The organism is Candidatus Avedoeria danica, assembly GCA_016703025.1.
Classification (GTDB): Bacteria; Chloroflexota; Anaerolineae; order Epilineales; family Epilineaceae; genus Avedoeria; species Avedoeria danica.
Window position 1 is genome coordinate 621,001 of record JADJCV010000004.1, and the last position, 16,491, is coordinate 637,491.

12 protein-coding genes are annotated in these 16,491 nt (G+C 71.1%); 8 read left to right on the top strand and 4 right to left on the bottom strand.

Annotation, left to right across the window (positions count from 1 at the left end; genetic code table 11):
* Positions 1–3 precede the first annotated feature (3 nt).
* Positions 4–2,808 carry a hypothetical protein gene (locus IPG72_05795; protein ID MBK6768534.1) on the top strand — a complete coding sequence of 935 codons (2,805 nt, stop codon included), beginning with the start codon at positions 4–6 and terminating at the stop codon, positions 2,806–2,808.
* Between the two features lie 45 nt (positions 2,809–2,853).
* On the opposite strand, the gene IPG72_05800 is transcribed toward IPG72_05795, so the two are convergent.
* The 3 genes from IPG72_05800 to IPG72_05810 all read right to left on the bottom strand — a co-directional run bounded on the left by IPG72_05800 (position 2,854) and on the right by IPG72_05810 (position 5,783).
* Complete coding sequence (locus IPG72_05800) at positions 2,854–5,055, bottom strand: hypothetical protein (GenBank protein ID MBK6768535.1); 2,202 nt, start codon at positions 5,053–5,055, stop codon at positions 2,854–2,856.
* Between the two features lie 104 nt (positions 5,056–5,159).
* On the bottom strand, positions 5,160–5,525 hold the full coding sequence (locus IPG72_05805) for a hypothetical protein (GenBank protein ID MBK6768536.1): 366 nt from the start codon (positions 5,523–5,525) through the stop codon (positions 5,160–5,162).
* 36 nt (positions 5,526–5,561) lie between these two features.
* Positions 5,562–5,783 (bottom strand): hypothetical protein, encoded by a 222-nt coding sequence (locus tag IPG72_05810; GenBank protein MBK6768537.1) that lies wholly within the window; start codon positions 5,781–5,783, stop codon positions 5,562–5,564.
* A 277-nt stretch (positions 5,784–6,060) separates the two neighbouring features.
* Here IPG72_05810 and IPG72_05815 point away from each other — a divergent pair, with 277 nt between their 5' ends.
* From IPG72_05815 to IPG72_05825, 3 genes are all read left to right on the top strand, one after another.
* On the top strand, positions 6,061–7,032 hold the full coding sequence (locus IPG72_05815; protein MBK6768538.1) for a hypothetical protein: 972 nt from the start codon (positions 6,061–6,063) through the stop codon (positions 7,030–7,032).
* A 92-nt stretch (positions 7,033–7,124) separates the two neighbouring features.
* Positions 7,125–9,200, top strand: coding sequence for an AAA family ATPase (locus tag IPG72_05820; protein ID MBK6768539.1), 2,076 nt, complete (start codon positions 7,125–7,127; stop codon positions 9,198–9,200).
* Between the two features lie 76 nt (positions 9,201–9,276).
* A complete protein-coding gene (locus IPG72_05825; protein ID MBK6768540.1) occupies positions 9,277–9,846 on the top strand; it encodes a hypothetical protein in 570 nt (189 codons plus the stop codon).
* Positions 9,847–10,323: 477 nt separating this feature from the next.
* On the opposite strand, the gene IPG72_05830 is transcribed toward IPG72_05825, so the two are convergent.
* The gene (locus IPG72_05830; GenBank protein MBK6768541.1) at positions 10,324–10,812 is read right to left on the bottom strand and encodes a hypothetical protein; all 489 of its coding nucleotides are present in this window, start codon (positions 10,810–10,812) and stop codon (positions 10,324–10,326) included.
* A gap of 183 nt (positions 10,813–10,995) precedes the next feature.
* On the opposite strand from IPG72_05830, the gene pdhA reads away from it, so the two are divergent.
* From pdhA to gcvH, 4 genes are all read left to right on the top strand, one after another.
* Positions 10,996–13,110 carry a pyruvate dehydrogenase (acetyl-transferring) E1 component subunit alpha gene (gene pdhA / locus IPG72_05835; protein ID MBK6768542.1) on the top strand — a complete coding sequence of 705 codons (2,115 nt, stop codon included), beginning with the start codon at positions 10,996–10,998 and terminating at the stop codon, positions 13,108–13,110.
* Positions 13,111–13,152: 42 nt separating this feature from the next.
* Positions 13,153–14,529, top strand: a complete 1,377-nt coding sequence (locus IPG72_05840) for a 2-oxo acid dehydrogenase subunit E2 (protein MBK6768543.1) — start codon at positions 13,153–13,155, stop codon at positions 14,527–14,529.
* A 29-nt stretch (positions 14,530–14,558) separates the two neighbouring features.
* A complete protein-coding gene (gene lpdA / locus IPG72_05845) occupies positions 14,559–16,004 on the top strand; it encodes a dihydrolipoyl dehydrogenase (protein MBK6768544.1) in 1,446 nt (481 codons plus the stop codon).
* 95 nt (positions 16,005–16,099) lie between these two features.
* Positions 16,100–16,486, top strand: coding sequence for a glycine cleavage system protein GcvH (gcvH, locus tag IPG72_05850; protein MBK6768545.1), 387 nt, complete (start codon positions 16,100–16,102; stop codon positions 16,484–16,486).
* Positions 16,487–16,491: the final 5 nt, after the last annotated feature.

Here is a 16,491-nt window from a genome sequence, read left to right on the forward strand (position 1 = left end):
GGCATGCCGCGCCCACCCGCGGGCACTCCGTCCCGCCCCGCCGCGCACAACAAGCGCGCGATCGCGGCAGCGATCCTCGTCGCGATCGCGGGCGTGGCATCATCCGCGACCGCCGCCGACATCCGCATCGCCCGCGCCGAGCCGACGTACGCGCCCGCGCCGCAGACCGCTGCCACACCGCTTCTCGAACAGTCGGGCCACGCCGTCGGCGGCCTTGCCACGGCGACCTATCACGACGGGCTGGTCTACGGCACCGCCAACTCGCTGTTCGTCACGTTCAAGCCGATGTCCGACGGGCGGCTGGTCCCGCTCGGCCATGTGGACTGCGTTTGTGATCCGGTAGACGTTCGCGTCGAAGGTCTACTGGCGCACGTTCTGACCGGCGACGGTCGCCTGGTGCTCATCGACGTCTCGGTGCCGTCGTGGCCGCGTTTGCGCGGCGCGTTGGCGCCCCTGTCCGACCCGCCGCCTGGCCGCACCGAGTTCGGCGGCAGCCTGGATCTCGGTGCGGTGCGCGGCGGACACGTGTACGTTCTGGCGACGCCGGACAAGGCCATCAACGCGTCGTCGACCCGCGTCGAGGTGATCGACGTCACCGATCCCGACCGGCCGGTGCGCGCGGCGACCCATCCGTACCCCGGACTGAACGTGCGCGCCATCGCGTTCAGCGGCGACCGCGCCGTCGTCCTGGGCGAAGCGGATGGCAGCGTGCGGCCGTGGACGACACGCGTTCTCGTCGAGGATGCGCGCGATCCGACGGGTCCGAACGGCTGGCGGCGGCTGGGCGAGCTGGCGCTGGCCAACCGCGGAATCAGCATCGCTGCCACTGGAAGGGCCGTCGTCGTGGCGACCGTGGCCAACGACACGCTCGATCCGGCGCAGTGGCCGAACCGACCGGTGGAGGCAAGCCGCGGCGGTGTCGAGATCGTCGCCCTCAGCGGGTCAGGTCAGCCGACGCTCGTGGGCCGATGGGGCGACTCGAGAGTGGTGGGCGAGCGCCTCTATCGCGCCGGTGCCACGGTGTGGCTCGAGTGGGTCGACGCCGTTGACCGCGCGAACCGCCGGCTGACGTCGTTCGACGTCACCGACCCGAGCCGACCGGCCGTCCTCGGCGACGCCGGACTCGAGCGCTTCTCGATGGCGTTTCCGGGCGACACGGACGACCCGCGCATGTTGCGACGCACGAACGGCGGCACGGTGCTCTTTGAACTCGGGCCGGCCGAAGCGCCGCGCGTGGTAGCGCGCAGGGTGAGGTCCCACGGAAGCATCGACGAGACGCACGTCGTCGGCGGCCAGCTCGTCGCATTGCTCGGGCCGGACGATCCGGGTGAGTGGCATCCGCCGCCGACCGACCTGCCGTGGACGTCGATGGTGGCCTGGTACATGTGGGTCGACGGCGATCTGGCGATCGCGCAGTACGAGAGCGACCAGTACGCGGTCCTCGACGTGCGTCGGCCGATCGCACCGGTGCGGTTGGCGTCACTGCCGTTGCCGGAGGACATTCGCGGGCTTGCGCTCTCCGGCAACCGCGCGCTGATCAGCTTCGGCTCGCCCGAGCAAACGCTCCAGCTCGTCGACTTGACCGATCCGCGTCAGCCGCAGATGGGACCCGTCATCGGCACACTTGCCGAACCATCGACGCTCCTGTCATGGGGTGACGGATTCGCGATCCTCGCCGAAGGCGGCGTGAGAATCGTCGACCCGACCGCCGGACCACAGCTCGATCTGGATCGCCCAACGCTTCCGGGCACGCGGGTGGTGGACGCGTTTCGGCGCGACGACACTGCGTACGTTGTCGAATACATCGTTCACGAAGCCCCGTACGATGTGCGAACCACGATCAAGTCGTACGATCTGAACGACCCGGCGGCCGGTCCCATCGGCGAGCTCGCGCTGCCGAGCATTGCCCGTGACATCGCTTTGGATGGTGGCCTTGCGTTCGCCTTGATGGAGCGCGGGATCATCGCCGCCGATGGGATCATCGCCGCCGATCTGAGCGATCCAGCCAACATGCGGATCGTCGATGTCGTTTCGTTCGGCCACTCTTGGGACCGAATGGTGCGATTGGGCGACGATCTCGTCCTCTTCGACGAGGGCAGCAACGTCCGCATCTACCACCGCCTCGGCGTCGACCCGCCCGCCTGGCGCACCCCGTGCGGCACGACGCGCATCCTCGAAGTCACGCTTTCCGGCGCGGCGGTCGACGACGGAACCGGCACGGCCGTTGTGGCCATCGAGGTCGATGGGCGGATCGCGACGCGCGCACCCGTCGCAGCCGGTTCGTTCATCGCAAACGTTGCGCTGGAACCCGGCGCCCACCGCCTCACCGCCATCGCCGAGTCTCCCCGCGCCGACCCACGGCGATCTCTTCCGCTCGCGGTCACGGTGTCACCTGAACTCCCATGGGACCCGCTCGGCGTTCGCGTCGCCGCGTTGGATCGCGACCGCCGGACGGCCCTCGTGCAGCCGCGGTCGTCGGCGTCGTCAGCGACGGGCTGCATGGACGCGCACGGGCCTTGGACGCTGGCCCTGTCGCGCGGGACGACGGCGCTGACGATAAGCGTGCCGGTGGCTGACGTCGCGTCGGTGTCGGTGGCCGCGCGGGCAGGCGACGCGGAAGTGCGCTTGCTTCCGGAGGGCGGCGCGACGAGCGGACCGGGCACGCTGGCCGGGCGGATCGATGTCGCGGCCGCGCTCGGGCGCGTACCCGTCCGGTTCGGCCTGGACGTCGACGACGCATCCGGCCGCCAAACGCTGGCGGGCACGCTCGTCGTAAAGCAGGTCTGGCTGCCGCGGGTCGTAAGGTAGCGTGTCGGCGAGCGGATCAAGGTAACGTCGCGCCGCGCCCGACGATCAGTCTCCCGCCGCCCAGTCGTGCCCCGCCAACAACGCCGGCAGCCACACCCGCGCCTGCCGCGGCAGCGGCACCGTCGCCGGATCGACCGCGAGCTCCTTCGGCCCGTAGTACACGAGCCAGCTGCTCTGGTCGATCCGGGCATCGAATCCCTGGTCCGCGGCGTCCGGGTTCGGAACGGCAACGTAGTCGACATCGACTTCGTTGCCGTCCTTGTCCTTCGTGCGCCACAAGCCGCGGTAACGGATCGTGTTCGGTGCCCCCGGACGCACGTCGGCCGTCACATCGGCACGCCACGGCGGGACATCTTGGCCGGGGCACCAGCCCCCGCGGCCGTACACCCACGTGCCCGCCTGGTTGGGGATCACGCCGTTGTCGACCTCGGACACGCAGCCGACGCTCGTGCCGGCCGACGGATGGGCCTTGACGTGCGGCGGGCCGTCGTTCACGGTGAAATGGTGGGTGTGGTTGCAGAACTCGGCGCAGTTCTCCATGTCACGGCCCCAGCCGTGGCCTGAGATGATCGTCGCGACCTCGACCTTGGTCGCCCATGCCGGCGCGTCGAACACGAGCGGGCGGCGGCCCTTGTTGTAGTCCTTCCAGAAGCTGCCACCGCCAAAGAGGGGCACGGCAGCCTTCGGCGCGATCGCGGCGCCCGTGTCCGTCAACCGCAGCTTGACCGTGATCTGGTACCGCTGGATCGTGGCGAACGCGAAGCGGCGCGTGCCGCCCTGGGCGATCAGCCCGAGCAGCGGCGTCGCGTCCATGACCCAGCGCCCGCCGCTCGAATACGCGGTGACCCAGCGGCCGAACTCCGTGTTGCAGCGCGTCGGCGTCGCCGTGTCGCACAAGTACATGTTCACGAGGTAGTCCCAGGCCGGGCAGCGGCCCTTCCGGTTGCCGCCGTCGCACTTCATGTCGAGGTCGATCTCGAGTTTGTCATAACGCGCCATGTCCGCCGCGTCGGGCAGCGCGACGTCCGCGTAGAAGCGCTGGCCGGACCAGCCCGGATCGGCCATCCACTCGTCCTGCCAGACCGGCACGACGCGCGTCTTGCCCGACGCTTCCTCGGCCGCGAGCCGGGCGTCCACCGCGGCCTCGTGGCGGTACAGCCGCGCCTCGAGGGCCACGGAGTGCAGCGCATCGATCGCGTCAGGCCCGAGGTCGGCGTTGAACCCGAACGGGATCGAGCCGAACTCGCGCATCCGGCCTTTGTGGTCGATCGCGAAGGCGTCGACGCCGAGGGGCTTCGGTTCGAGGGTTGCGTGGAGCGCCGTATCGGGCTGGCTCCGCAGCGCGGCGACAATCGCCTCGCCCGGCGCGAGGTCGATCATCGCCACATGCATCTTGGGGCACGGTCCGCACGTGTTCGGCAGCCGGATCTTCGGCCGGCCGTCCGAGTACATGAGCATGCCGGCCGCGCCGAAGCGGGCGGCGTTGTTGATCTTGTCCACAAGCGGACAGACACCGCGCTTCACGACAACCATCGTGCCGGTGATCGGGGCCGCGGGCTTCTCGCCGTTGCATGCCAGGCCGGTGCCGCCGAAGTCGGACAGCGCGTACTGCACCGTCGTTGTCAGCGGCGTCGCCCAGCCGGTGTCCGTCGTGCCTGCGGTCTCGATGTGGACCGTGCTGCTGAACGGAGGCTGCCCGACGACCTCGATCTGTGCCGCCGTCTCCCCCCACGCCCGCAGCACCGCCGGCGCCGTCCCGCCGACCGTCAGTGGGTTCGCGGTCACGTAGTCGAACCGTGACCGCCAGAGCGCCGGATCCTCCGACGGCGGGCGAGCCGACAGCGCGGTCTCGACGCGCGCCTGCCAGGCGGCGATGTCGGCGTCCACGCCGGCCTGCGCCTCGGCATACGACATCACGACATAACGTGCATCGTCCGGTGATTGGGCGATCAGCTTGCCGACGTCGCCGCCCCAGATGGAGGGTGCCGTGCTGCCGAGCGGGTTGTTCGTGAGGAAGACCGTGCTGTGGTCGGCGGCGCCGCCGAAGGTGATGACACCCGTCGACGTCGGCAGCGTGAAGGGCGGGGCGGGCATGAACGGGTCGAGTTGGAGGGGCGCCCCGTCCTGGCCGTTCGTCGGCGCATCGAAGTTCGGCAGCGCGCCGACGACGGCGATGGCCAAGCCAACGAACGCGACGAGGAAGGCCGAGCGTGCGATCGGTCGGAGAGGCAGCGGGCGAGCGGGCATGGCTGGGCCTCCTCATGCGGCAGGACGGGTAGGCGATGCGGTGTGGAACGGGCGACGGAATGTCGGGCGCGCGGCATGGTGCCATGCACGGGGCGGGGGCGCAATCAACTGGACTGCGCCGCCAGGACATCGATCACCGCGGCCCGCCCCTCCTCCGGCTTGAACCCGAACGGCCCCGGCCCGCCCATGTAGGCCAGCCGTCCGCCCCGGTCGAAGACGAAGATCCGCTCCGGCCAAGCCGCGAACGCCGTCCGCGCCGCGTCGTCCATCCCGTCGACGAGCGTCGGGATCGACAGCCCGAGCGCCTCGGCGCACCGCTCTGCGGCCGCCCAGCGCTCCGCGAACTCGACCGGTTGGCGGATGCGGACCCCCTCGGCCTCGTTGGAGTCCGTCTGCCAGCCGTCCACCGCGTGCGCTTCGGCGATGTAGACGACGTAGAAGTTGGCCGCGCGCCGGAACCGGCGGTACATCCGCTCGAGGTCGCCAGACTGGCGACGGAACGGCGGTCAGGTGTAGCTGCCGAAGAACAGGACGAGGGGGCGGCGGCGCGGGGCGTCGAGCCGGACGCGGCGGCCGGAGCCGAGGCGCGCGAGGCGCAGGGTGGGCACGGGGTCGCCGATTGCGAGGGTGTCGGGCTGGCGGTAGGTGACGAGGGCGCAGCGCATGGCCTCGCGGCGAGCGGGGTCGGGTTCGGCGTCGACGAAGGACTGTTCGCGGGGGTCCAGCATGGCGGGTGGGCAGCCTGCTGCAGTGCGTGACCGTCGATGACGACTGTGCCGTGATGGACGGCGCCGGCGACGGAAGGATGACAAAGCGTCGACCGAGTGTACGGGGACGCCGGGAATCGGGGCAACTGCCGCGACAACCCTCGCCCTGCGACCGTCGAACTACGACCCTCCCGTACGACCTGCGCGCCATGACGCCGCCGTGCCTCTCGATTACGTTGGTTGCGGCCGCCGTGCCCGACGTCGGCACGCATCGATCTTCTACGACGAGGAGTCCGTCTTGAACCGCCGCCAACCCCCTCTGCCTGTGTCCGCCGCCCATCGAACCGCCCCGCCAGCCGTCCCGCTGTGGCGGACTTCGCCCGCACGTGCGCTCGCGCTCGGCGTCGGCGCCGCCACGCTGCTGGCTGCCGTCATCGCCGCCGCTCACGGTGCCGCCGCCTCGACGCGCGCCGCCGAGCACGCGTCCGCCGCCGGCCAGCGCGCTTTTCTGCCATGGTCCGCCGTGAACGCGCTGCGACCGAACGGCGGCTCCGTGCCGACGGCGATGCCGAGCCCGACCGATGTGCCGCCGTCGCCGCCGCCGCCATCGGCCATCCCGACGGACGAGCCGACGACGGCGCCGACCGAAGCGCCGACGGGCGCGCCGTCAGACGTCCCGACGTCGGAGCCGACGCCGACCGCGACGACGACGCCGTCGCCGACCGCGCCCCCGCCGCTCCACTGCCAAGAGCTCATCACGAACGGCGACTTCGAGGCGGGCGCGAAGCGGTGGTCCCTGATGGTCAACGGCATGCGCGAGCAGGCGGCGAGCGCCATTCAAAACGCGACGCGCCTCGGCTTCGCGCCGCACAGCGGCACGTATGCGGCATGGCTCGGCGCGCTGGACGACTCGACGATGGACCTGCGGTCCGACGCGCTGGTCAACGTCGACCCGGCGCGGATCCTGTCGGCCACGCTCTCGGCGGCGGTCGTCATCGTGACGAACGGCCCGCGCAATCGTCATGCGGACGACACGTTCGCCGTGGTCATGGAGGGCACACACGGCGAGGTCCGGCCCGAGCCGCTGCGGCTGAACGACGAGAGCTGGAATGCACCGTGGAAGTGGCACGTCCGGCAAGCCGACGTGACGACGCTGCTGCAGCGCGACACGTTCAGCCGGGTGCGCGTGCGCGTGGAGACGGATGCTGCCGACGCGACGTGGTTCTATTTCGACGACGTCTCGCTCAACGCATGCACAACCGATGGCTGAAGCGCCGCTGTCGGGCGCGGTTGATCGCGCAACCACGGACGCGTCGCCCTTCGACCGCTCTGCGATGTGCTACGGTTGGCCATCATCTGTGGATGGCCAACCTGAACGATCGACTGCCCGACAATTCGTTCGCCCCGCCGCCGCCGCTGCGGCGTGCCGTCCCCCGTCCGGCACTCGTGGCGCGGATCGAGGCGGCGCTGGACGGCGGTCTCGTGCTCGTCAGCGCACCGGCAGGCTCAGGTAAGACGACGGCGCTCGCCGAGTGGGCCGCAGCGAGCCGCCGCGCGGTGGCTTGGCTGGCCGTCGGTCCGCGCGACCACGATCCATTGCAGTTTGCGACACATCTCGCTGCCGCCGTCCGACCGCTCGCACCCGGCGCTGTGGACGCCGTGCTTCCGACCGCCCTGCGCAGCGCGGGGTCGGTCGGCGCGCGCGCCTCCGATGCCATCCTCCCGGTCGCTCACGCGCTGGCCGGGGCGTTGTTCGAGGCCGAACGATCGTCCGTGATCGTGCTGGACGACGTGCATGAACTAACCGATGCCGCGCACTGGGCGGGCATCGAAGCCTTCGTCGCCGAACGCCCGCCGGCGATCACCCTCATCCTGGCGGCGCGCAGCGACCCGCCGCTGCCCCTGGCGCGGTGGCGGCTCGCCGGTGCGCTCGCCGAAGTCCGTGAGGCGGACCTGCGTCTCGACCGCGACGTGCTGACCGCCGTCGTTGCCAAGGTGGCCGGCGTCGCGCTGACCGGCGCTCAGGCCGCGGTGCTCGAGGCGCGCACCGAGGGGTGGGCGGCGGGCGTGCAGGCCGCGGCGCTGGCGCTGCAGGGACAGCCGGACGTTGCCGCGGCCGTCGCGCGTTTCGCCGGCGACCACCGCTTCATCCTCGATTATCTGGATGCCGAGGTCATCGACCGCCAGCCGCCGGTCGTCCTTGCGTTCCTGCTGGACGTGGCGATCCTCGACCGCATGAGCCCGACGCTGTGCGATGCGGTGCGCGCCGTGCCGCCCGGCGAGAGCGCATCGTGGCTCGATCGCCTGGTCCGCCAAGACCTGTTCCTGCAGCCGCTCGACGACGCCGGTGGCTGGTACCGCTTCCATCGCCTCTTCGCCGACCGCCTGCGCCACCGGCTCGAGCGCACCGCGCCGGACCGCGCCGCCGTCCTCCACCAGCGCGCCGCCGCCTGGTTCGCAGCCAACGATGACTTCGACGAAGCCATTGCCCACGCGCTGCAGTCCGACGCGGCGCTCGCGGCCGACCTCATTGGCCAGGCAGCCCCCGGTCGGCTGACGGGCCGGCAGGCGGCGACGGTCCTCGGTTGGTTGCGCGCCCTGCCCGACGGCACGTTGCGCGCAGATCCGAGGCTCATGGTCGCGATGGCCTGGGCGTTGTTCGCCGCCGAGTCGCGCGCGACGGCCGAGCCGTGGCTTGGCGATGCGGAGGCGGCGCTCGCGTCCACCGGCGGTGCGGCCGACGATGCGTCGCCGGCCGCGCACGCCGAGGCGCTCGGCGCAGCCGCCGCCCTGCGCGCCCAGATGGCCAGCTGGGACGGCGATGTCGACGCCGCGCTTCGCCACAGCGCGGTGGCGCTCGAAACCCTCGGCCCGGGCTCGATCTGGCGCGCCGACGTCGCCCTGGCGGTGGGCGCGGCGCATCACCTGCGCGGCGACGTGCCGGCGGCGATCGACACGTTTCGTGCGGCGGTCGTCGACGCCGAAGCCGCGGGCCGGGCGGAAGCCGCCATCTTCGCGCGGGCCATGCTGGCCGAGTCGCTCTTCCTGGCCGGCCGCCTGACCGATGCGGCAACGGTCGCGGATCAGGCGTTGGCGCGTGCCGAATCCGTTGGCGGCACCGGCTGGCCGGCGACGGCCCGCGCCGGCGTCGTTCTCGGCCACATCCATCTCGAGCGGAACGACCTCGTCGCAGCTGCCGCCGCGGCTGAACAGACGATCGCCGCCGGTCGACGCGCCTCGACGCGCGTCCTGACCTTCACCGGCCTCCTCCTGCGCGCCGACGTCCGCGCGGCGACAGGTGACCACGCCGGTGCGATCGAGGCAGTGGACGAGGCCGCTGAGGTGGCCAAGGAGCCGGCTCTCCTGGCGGACCTGGCGCAGTTCCGCGCTGAGCTCGAACTCGACGCCGGCCGACCGGCCGCCGCCATCGCCCCTTGAGCGGGCGCGCGACGCAGCGGCCCGTGATCCCGGCGCAGAGCCGCCCAGCCTCTCGGCCGCGATGCTCAGCGCAGCCGTGTTGCTGCTTCAAGGGCGCCCCGCCGAGGCCGACGCGATCATCGCGCCGCGCGTCGCCGAATGCCAAGCCACCGGGAACGGGCTCGCCGCTACCCGGTTGCGCGTACTCCTGGCGCTCATCCGCTCAGCGCGGAGCCGACTGGACAGTGCGCGCGTGCTCCTCGCCGCTGCCCTCGACGACGCGGAGCGCGACGGCTATGTGCGGTCGTTCGCCATCGGCGGGCCGTCGATGCGGAGGTTGCTCCAAAGCGTCGTGACCGTGGGCGGGTTGCAGGCGCCGACGGCACAGCGGATTCTTGCGGCGCTCGCTTCAGGGGCGCCGGGCGGCTCATCAGGTCAGTCCATGCCGCCCGAGCCGCGGGCCGGCGCCGCGTTCGGGCTCTCGGCGCGTGAACGGGAGGTCCTTGGCCTCGTGTCCGACGGGCTCACGAACCAGGAGATCGCCGAGCGGCTCGTGATCTCGGTCGCCACCGTGAAGCGGCACCTGACGAACGTCTACGGCAAGCTGGGGGCGGATGGTCGGACGCGGGCGGTGGCGGTGGCGCGGGGGCGGGGGATGTTGGGGTGAGGGGGGACGGTGGGGAAACGGGGGGGGGTAGGCTCTCCCTCTATCCGTCAGCGCCTGCGGCGCTGCCACCTTTCTCCCGCGGGGGCGGGAGAAAGGGTCCTGCCTTGGCCGAGGGGAGTGGTGATGGCGGGTCACCGACCGCGCGTGCGCCTGTTGACTTGGTTGGGAGGAAGATGTGGAACGGCAAAGGAGAGAGGTGACGAACGTTGTGGGCGAGGCCGCCAAGAGCTTGCGGCGACGAGCGACGGTGGCGGAGCGGATGCTCTGGGAACTGCTGCGCGGTGGGGTGGACAGGCCGCGCGCAGCGCGGCAAGGTGGGAAAGCCCGACCGGCTCCCCGAGCCCCTCGCCGAGCCAGCCCCAACGTCTCAGTGAGACACGTCCAAGGTCTAAGTGAGATCCGACCCCGATCTCAGTGAGACACAACCCCGTTCTCACTGAGACCCGCCAGCCATCTCACCAACCCCGCCCCGCCCCGTCACCCACCATCCTCGCCGCTCGCCCCATCCGACTCGTCCGTCTCCACCCCGCTCGCCCGATCGTGTCGCCGTGTGATCCGCCGCGCCACGAACCACGCGGCACCGCCGCCGAGGGCACCCGGCAATGCGCCGATGGCCGAGGCCATCGCCAACTCGTCGAACCCACTGCTGATCATCAAGGCCAACCCGACTGCCAGCGCACCGATGGACATCGACGCGAACAGGCCGGTCGGCTCCAGCAATCGCCGACCCACGAGGACGCCGACGACCGACCCCAGTGCGGCGCCGATGGGCACGGTCAACCATCCGACATAGACCAGTCCAAGGAGTCCAAAGAGGACAAACTCGTACAGGTCGGCGGCGGTCCATGCGTGGTCTGCGCCGCCGACATAAGGCACCACGAACCCGGCAGTGAACGTCGCCACCACCGCCGCCACCGCCCCGCACACCGCGCCGACTGCCGCGTCACCACGACGGGTTGTCGTCATCGTCTCGTTGCCTCCTCGCACGTCGCCCCCACTATAGTGCAATGCAAGGTAGCTACCAACCCGCCCCCCTCTTGACCCTCCCCCCACCGCTCCCCTATCATCGCCCCGCCCGACGTCCCCGTCCGCCGCCCGCCCCGACGTCGCTGCGCCCACCCCGAGCACCCCCGCGCAGGAGACCCGCCCATGGCGACGACGAAGCCCCCGCGCGCCCCCGCCGCCGCCAAGGCCGCCGCCCCTCGCGCCAACGGCGCCAAGCGCACGCGCGCCGCCGCAGCGGATGCGTCGACGTCGCCCTCCGCGCCCCCCTCCATCCCCGCCCAACGCGACATGCTCGCCCTCATGCACCTCATCCGCACCTTCGAGGACGCGGCCGCCCGCGAGTACACCCGCGGCAACGTGGCCGGCTTCCTCCACCTCTACAACGGCTGCGAGGCCTCCGGCGTCGGCGTCCTGTCGGCCGTCCGGCCGGACGACTTCGCGATGGGCAACTACCGCGACCACGGGCATGCCCTGGCGCGGGGCGTGCCGGCCAACGCGCTGATGGCGGAGCTGTTCGGCAAGGTCGACGGCGTCTGCAAGGGGCGCGGCGGGTCGATGCACTTCTTCTCCAAGGAGCACAACTACCTCGGCGGCTGGGCGATCGTCGGCGGGCAGCTGCCGGTCTCCGTCGGGTACCAGTTCGCCACGGAGTACAAGCGGACGGTGATGAAGGAGGACGTCGACTCGATCGGCGTCTGCTTCCTGGGCGAGGGCTCGACGAACATCGGCTACTTCTACGAGACGATGAACTTCGCCAAGCTCTGGCACGTGCCGGTCGTGTTCGTCGTCGAGAACAACCTGTACGCGATGGGCACGCCGCTGGCGTTCCACAGTTCCGTGCACAACATGGCGGACAAGGGGCGCTCGTTCGGGATCGAGGCCGAGACGTGCGATGGGATGGACGTATTGGCGGTGCACGCGGCGATGTCGGCGGCCGTCGAGCGGGCGCGCACGACGCGCGAGCCGCAGTTCCTGGAGGTGATGACGTACCGCTATCGGGCGCACTCGATGGCCGATCCCGACCTGTACCGCACGAAGGACGAGATCGAGAAGTGGCGCAAGCGCGATGCGATTGAGCAACTGAAGCACGCGCTCATCGAAGGTGATCACCTGACCGAGGACGAGTTCGCGGCGATGGTGAAGGTGAACGAGAAGACCGTGACGGATGCCGTCGCCTTCGCCACGGCCAGCCCCGAGCCGCCGCTGTCGGATCTCATGGCCTACATCACCGTCCCGCCGCCCGCCGCCGAGCCCCCGGCCGCCGACGCGCCGACGGCCGACCTGTCGATGAGCGAGGCGCTGAACGCCGCGATCGACCACTGGATGCATAGCACGCCCACGGCCTTCGTCATGGGCGAGGACATCGACCACTACGGCAGCGCGTACGGTGTGACGCGCGGCCTGCCGGCCAAGTTCGGCCAGGATCGCGTGCGGGACACCCCCATCGCCGAGGGCGCGATCGGCGGGATCGCCACCGGCGCGGCGATGGGCGGGCTGAAGCCGCTGGCCGAGTTCATGACCGTGAACTTCGCCCTCCTCGCCTCGGACGCGATCATCAACCATGCCGCAAAAGTGCGCAGCATGTTCGGCGACCAGACGAGCGCGCCCGTCGTCTTCCGGGCGAACGCCGGCGGCACGCGCCTGGGGGCCACGCACTCGCAGCACTTCGACGCGATGTTCGCCGCCGTCCCGGGCCTGTGCGTCGCCTCCCCGGCCACGCCGTACGACGCCAAGGGTATGCTGGCGATGGCGCTCCAAATGGAGGACCCGGTGTTCTTCAACGAGCACCAGCTCCTCTACCGCGCCAAAGGCAAGGTGCCCACCGGCCACTACACGCTGCCCGTCGGTAAGGCGCACGTCGAGCGCGTCGGGGCGGCCGGCGGGCTGACGCTCGTCGGGTACTCGCGTGGCCTCATCATCGCCCTCGAAGCGGCCGAGCGGCTGGCCAAGGAGTTCGGGCTCGAGGCCGAGGTGATCAACCTGCGCTGGCTGCGGCCGCTGGATCACGAAACGATCGTCGAGAGCGTCAAGAAGACGAACCGGGTATGCATCGTCGAGGAGCCGTGGCAGAGCTACGGTATCGGCGCCGAAGTGGCGGCACGCGTCCAGCAGCATGCGTTCGACTTCCTCGACGCGCCGATCGTCCGCGTCGGTGGTGCCGAGGCGCCGATGCCCTACGCCGCCAACCTCGAGCGCGCCGCGTGGCCCTCGGCGGAGGGCGTCCTCGCGGCGCTCAAAGCCAACGGCATCGTCCGCTAGCCTGAGCAGGGCAAGGAGCCGCCGGTGGCCGCTGAAGTGACAATGCCCAAGATGGGCTACGACATGACCGAAGGCACGGTCCTCAAGTGGCTCAAAGCCGAAGGGGACGCCGTGGCCAAGGGCGATATCCTGGCGGAGATCGAGACTGGCAAGGTCACGATCGAGATGGAGTCCTTCGACGAGGGCGTCCTGCGCAAGATCGTCGTCGCCGAAGGCGCCACGGTGCCCGTCGGGCAGGTGATCGCGATCATCGCCGGCGCCGACGAGACGATCGACGTGCCCGCGGCGCCTGCACCGACGACCGGCGCTGCGCCGCCCGAGGCCGCGCCCGTGGAGACATTGACGACCGCCCCGTCGCCAACGGCTCCGCCGCCTGCGGCCGCCCCGACGCCTTCGGCCGGCCCGACGACGACCGCTCCCGCGTCACCCCCCCCCGCGTCGCCATTGCCGGCGACCAACGGTGTCGCGGCGCAACCGCTGCGGACGCCCGCCGCCGCCACGCCTTCCGCCGCACCGCCCGCCGACGGCCGCCTCCGCGCCTCCCCTCTCGCCCGCCGCATCGCCGCCGACCGCAACGTCGACCTCCATGCGGTGGCCGGCAGCGGACCGGGCGGCCGGATCACGCGCGACGACGTGCTGAGCGTCGCAGCGGCGCCGGCGACGGCGGTCGCCACAGGTGTCGCCGCCGCAGCAGCCGCTCGACCCGCCGCACCCGCCCCGATGCCCGCCGGCGAGCGCGAGGCCCTGTCGCGCATTCGAACGATGATCGCCCAGCGCCTCTCCCAGAGCTGGCAGGCCGCGCCGCACATCTTCGTCACGATGGCCATCGAGATGGACGCCGCCCTCGCGCTGCGTGCGCAAGTGAACGAGGCGCTCGCCGCGACGGGCGGCGGCAAGGTCAGCGTGAACGACATCGTCGTGAAGGCATGCGGCAGGGCGCTGCGGGCGCACCCGCTCTTGAACGTCAGCTGGGACGATGGGGCGCGGATCCGCCACGACCGCATCCACATCGGCGTCGCGGTGTCGCTCGACGACGGCCTGATCACGGTCGTCGCACCGGACGTCGACGTTCGGCCGCTCGGCGAGATCGGCGCCGACATCGCCGGCAAGGCGCAGCGGGCGCGCGAGGGGAAGCTGACGGCGGACGACATGGCCACGGCCAGCACGTTCACCGTCACCAACCTCGGCATGTTCGGCGTCGAGAGCTTCACCGCCATCATCAACCCACCCGAGGCGTGTATCCTGGCGGTCGGCGCCGCCGTGCCGTCGGCGGTCGTCGTGGACGGTGCGATCGTCGTTCGATCGGTGATGAAGGTCACGCTCTCGGCCGACCACCGCGTCGTGGACGGCGCTTCGGCGGCGGCGTTCCTGGTCACGCTCAAGCAACTCCTCGAGCACCCGCTCGGGATGCTCGTCTAGCACCGGAGGCATTTGTGGCCGATTCGAAAGTGGCCGATTCGAAAGCAGCGGACGGGGCCGGTTCGGCCGCCGCGGCGAAGTCGTACGACGTCGCGATCATCGGCGCCGGGCCGGGCGGCTACGTGGCGGGCATCCGCGCCGGCCAGCTCGGGCTGAAGGCGGTCGTCATCGACCGTGACCCGAACCTCGGCGGCGTTTGCCTGAACTGGGGTTGCATCCCCACGAAGGCGCTGATCAAGAACGCCGAGATGGTCCACTTCGTCCAGGACAAGGCCGAGAGCTTCGGCATCGGCGTCCAGGGCGTGACGCTGGACTGGGCGAAGGCGGTCGACCGCTCGCGCGGCGTCGTGAAGCGGATGAACCGGGGCGTCGAGGGGCTGCTGCGCAAGGCGGGCACGGACGTCGTCATCGGCAGCGCCAGCGTGCGCGACGCGAACACCGTCGTCGTCGCGGGCGACGCGGGCGAGATCGTGATCACGGCGAAGAGCCTCATCATCGCCACCGGCTCGCGCTCCCGCTTGCTGCCTGGGATGACGGCCGACGGGGAGCGGATCATCACGAGCCGCCACGCGGTGAAGCTGGGCGAAGTGCCCAAGCGCCTGCTCGTCATGGGCGCCGGCGCGGTCGGGATGGAGTTCGCCTACGTCTACCACGCCTACGGCGCCGACGTCACGGTCATCGAGATGCTGGACCGCGTCCTGCCGCTCGAGGACGCCGAGGCGTCCGAGCTCGTGGCGAAGCACTTCAGCAAGAGCGGCATCCGGATCAAGACCGCGACCAAGGTCGAGAACGTCGAGGTCACGGCCGACGGCGTGCGGCTGACGGTCACGCCCGTCGCCGGCGGCGACAGCGAGGTCCTCGAGGGCGACAAGGTCCTCGTGGCGATCGGCCGGGCGCCGAACACGGACAACCTCGGTCTCGAAGCCGTCGGCGTCGCGCTCGAGCGCGGCTTCGTGAAGGTCGACGACCAGCTGCGCACGTCGGTGCCCAACATCTACGCGATCGGCGATGTCGCCGGGCCGCCGATGCTGGCGCACAAGGCCAGCCACGAAGGCGTCCAGGTCATGGAGATGCTCGCCGGCCTCGCGACGCATTCGATCGACGCCTCGTTCATCCCGAACTGCACGTACTGCCAGCCGCAGGTCGCGTCCATCGGCCTGACCGAGGCCAAGGCGCGCGAGGCGGGGCTGGACATCAAGGTCAGCAAGTTCCCGTTCATCGCCATCGCCAAGGCCGTCGCGATCGCCGAATACGACGGCTGGGTGAAGATCGTCTCGGACGCGAAGTACGGCGAGATCCTCGGGGCGACGATCGTCGGCCCCGAGGCGACCGAGTTGATCCACGAGCTCGTCCTCGCCCGGTCTGCCGAACTGACCGCCGACGACCTCGCCGCCGCCGTCCACGCCCACCCGACGCTGTCCGAGGCGGTGCACGAGGCGGCCCTCGGCGTCGGCGGGCTGCCGCTCCACATCTAGTCCGCCGCGAGCCCGTCGCGGCCGGTTCACCCCGGACCATCATCGACGCGGTCGGCCGTCGACCCGCGCAACACGACACGAGAGAGGCAAGCGAGATGTCAGTTCCACCCGATCTGCGCTACACCGCCGAGCACGAGTGGGTCCGCGATGCCGCCGACGGCCACGTCGCCATCGGCATCACGGACTTCGCCCAGGAGCAGCTGGGCGACGTCGTCTACGTTGAGCTGCCCAAGGTCGGTGCCTCGCTGGTGGCGATGCAGCCGTTCGGTGTCGTCGAGAGCGTCAAGGCGGCCAGTGACCTCTACAGCCCGCTGACCGGCACCGTGGTGGCCATCAACCCCGCCCTGGCCGACACGCCCGAGCTTGTGAACACCGACCCGTACGGCGAGGGCTGGATGATCACGCTTGCACCGTCCGCACCGGCCGAACTCGACGGCCTCATGTCCCCCGGGGCGTACGGCGAGCACATCGCCGCCGGTTAGTGGCG